This is a genomic window from Myxococcus vastator (genome assembly GCF_010894475.1).
Lineage (GTDB): Bacteria > Myxococcota > Myxococcia > Myxococcales > Myxococcaceae > Myxococcus > Myxococcus vastator.
The window spans coordinates 1-3,202 of record NZ_JAAIYB010000672.1 but is presented as its reverse complement, the minus strand read 5'-3'; the positions used below and the strand labels follow the sequence as shown (position 1 = coordinate 3,202).

The window sequence follows — 3,202 nt, the reverse complement described above, 5'->3', positions numbered from 1 at the left end:
AGGGAGGTCGTCGTGAAGGCCGGGAGGGGCCTCTGCGTTGATTTCGTGTGGGGGACATTGCGTGGGCCGGGTTCCGCTTTACTCTGAGCCGCTGCGTGGTGGGCGGCCTGCCGAGTGGAAGTTTCGGCGGACGCACGTGGTTTCCATACGTTTCTCCCTTACACCTCCAGGGATTTCCCTTCACTCGCCGCCGTCCTTCGAGGATTCTCCGGCGAGAGAGCCGACCGAATGATCGAATGGACGCTGAAGAAACTGATTGGGACCAAGAACGAGCGTGAGCTCAAGAAGGCCCACGCGAAGGTCGCCCGGGTCAATGAGCTGGAAACCCGCATGCGCGCCCTCAAGGACGAGGACTTCGTCTCCGAGACGAACCGCATGCGGCAGGAGATCCAGAACGGCCGTTCGCTGGACGACCTGCTCTTCGAGGCCTTTGCCATCACCCGCGAGGCGGCGCGCCGCGTCATCGGCCAGCGTCACTACGACGTGCAGCTCATTGGCGGCATGTTCCTCCACGAGGGCTGCATCGCGGAGATGCGCACCGGTGAAGGCAAGACGCTGACGGCGACGCTGCCCACCTACCTCAACGCGCTGTCCGGCCGGGGCGTGCACGTCGTCACGGTGAACGACTACCTGGCCCGCCGCGACGCGGAGTGGATGGGCCGCGTGTACCGCTTCCTGGGCATGACGACGGGCTGCGTGCTGCACGAGCTGAACGACAAGCAGCGGCAGGACTCGTACCGCTCGGACATCACCTACGGGCAGAACAACGAGTTCGGCTTCGACTACCTGCGCGACAACATGAAGTTCCGCCTGCAGGACTACGTCCAGCGCGAGCTGAACTTCGCCATCGTCGACGAGGTGGACTCCATCCTCATCGACGAGGCCCGCACGCCGCTCATCATCTCCGGCCCCACCGAGGACAGCACCGACAAGTACTACCGGGTGGACCAGGTCATCCCCGGGCTGGTGCCGGACCAGGACTACACCCTGGATGAGAAGCACCGCTCCGTGTCGCTCACGGATGACGGCATCGAGAAGCTCCAGAAGCGGCTGGGCGTGGGCAACCTCTACGACCCGGGCGAAATCGAGATGCTGCACCACGTGGACCAGGCCCTGCGCGCGCACACGCTCTACAAGCGCGACAAGGACTACGTGGTGAAGGACGGCGAGGTCGTCATCGTCGACGAGTTCACCGGCCGCCAGATGCCGGGGCGCCGCTGGTCCGACGGCCTTCACCAGGCCATCGAGGCCAAGGAAGGCGTGAAGATCGAGAACGAGAACCAGACGCTCGCGACCGTCTCGTTCCAGAACTACTTCCGCATGTACTCCAAGCTGGCCGGCATGACGGGCACGGCGGACACGGAGGCGGAGGAGTTCGCCAAAATCTACAACCTCGACGTGCGCGTCATCCCCACCAACCGTCCGCCCATCCGCAAGGACCTGCAGGACGTGGTGTACAAGACGGAGCGCGAGAAGTTCGAGGCGGTGGCGGCGGAAATCGAGGAGCTGCACAAGGCGGGGCAGCCGGTGCTCGTGGGCACGGTGTCCATCGCCAAGAGCGAGGTGGTGGCCAGCTTCCTCAAGAAGCGCGGAATCCCCCACAACGTCCTCAACGCCAAGCAGCACCAGCGCGAGGCGGACATCGTCGCGCAGGCCGGCCGCAGGGGCGCCGTCACCATCTCCACCAACATGGCCGGCCGTGGAACGGACATCCTCCTGGGCGGCAACGCGGAGGTCCTGGCCAAGTCGTCCATGGGCCCGCCGCCCGAGCCGCCCACGTCGGCCCCGGAGGGGCAGCCGCTGGACCTGACGGCCTACGAGGCGGAGCTCGCGGCGTGGGAGCAGAAGCTCGCCGACACCAAGGCGAAGCTCGAGGAGCAGACGAAGAAGGAGCGCGAGGAGGTCCACGGCGCCGGCGGCCTCTTCATCATCGGCACCGAGCGCCACGAGTCACGCCGCGTGGACAACCAGCTGCGTGGCCGCGCCGGCCGCCAGGGTGACCCGGGTGGCAGCCGCTTCTTCCTGTCGCTGGAGGACGACCTGATGCGCATCTTCGGGTCCGAGCGCATCCAGGGCCTGATGGAGCGGCTGGGCATGGAGGAGGGCGAGGTCATCGAGCACGTGTGGCTGTCACGTGCCATTGAAGGCGCCCAGAAGCGGGTCGAAGGCCACAACTTCGACATCCGCAAGAACCTCCTCGAGTACGACGACGTGATGAACCAGCAGCGCCGCACCATCTACAAGCTGCGCCGCCAGGTGCTGGCCGCGGGCGCGGGCGTGCCGCTGGTGGAGTACGACGAGGATCCGAAGACGCGCATCAAGACGCGCTCCGAGCGGACGGTCAGCTGGGCGGACTTCCGCGAGCTGATTCTGGACTCGATGGAGGACGTCATCGTGTCCCTCACCGACACCTACGCGCCCACCCGCGGCGTGGAGGGCTGGGACATGGCCGCGCTCCAGCAGGGCGTGAAGGAGACCTTCAACCTCGAGATGAACTTCGAGGGCGTGGGCAACCGCGAGGAGCTCCAGGAGCACATCTACAAGGCGGCGGAGAAGATCTTCCAGGCGCGCGACGAGGAGTTCGGCGAGAACTTCATGCGCTTCCTCCAGTACAACTACCTGGCGACCATCGACCGGCTCTGGAAGGACCACCTGCTGGCCATGGACCACCTGCGCCAGGGCATTGGCCTGCGCGGCTACGGCCAGAAGGACCCGAAGCAGGAGTACAAGAAGGAGGGCTACCAGGGCTTCATCCAGATGCTCTCCGCCATCAAGGCGCAGTTCGTCACCCAGCTCATGCACGTGCAGCCCCGCTCCGCCTCCAGCGCGGCGGAGGAGGCCGCCCGCATCCAGCGCCAGCTCGCGCAGCAGCAGCAGAAGGCGGTGGCGGGACGCGCCACGGCGGACGGCAAGCTGGATGAGGGCTCGGTGGCCGCGGCGGCTCGCCCGGCGGGGGCCAGCAAGCCGGCGGTGGGCCGCAATGACCCCTGCCCCTGCGGCAGCGGCCGTAAGTACAAGAAGTGCCACGGCGCCTCGGAGGCCAGCGTCTAGGACGCCGGCTGTCTGACAGGTCACCGTGCGGGACGCCGGCGCGGCGCCACCCCCTGGGAAGGCACCGCGCCGGTGCCGTGCTGGCGGGGCAGGAGGGCCTCGCTGGGACGGGAGGAGGGCGGGGGAGCGGCGGGTGCCGTCCCTGCCCGGA

The 3,202-nt window shown here is 67.3% G+C and carries 1 protein-coding gene; it reads left to right on the top strand.

The window, feature by feature from the left end; all coding sequences use genetic code 11:
• Positions 1 to 228 precede the first annotated feature (228 nt).
• Complete coding sequence (gene secA / locus G4D87_RS35880) at positions 229 to 3,051, top strand: preprotein translocase subunit SecA (protein ID WP_163787280.1); 2,823 nt, start codon at positions 229 to 231, stop codon at positions 3,049 to 3,051.
• Positions 3,052 to 3,202 lie beyond the last annotated feature (151 nt).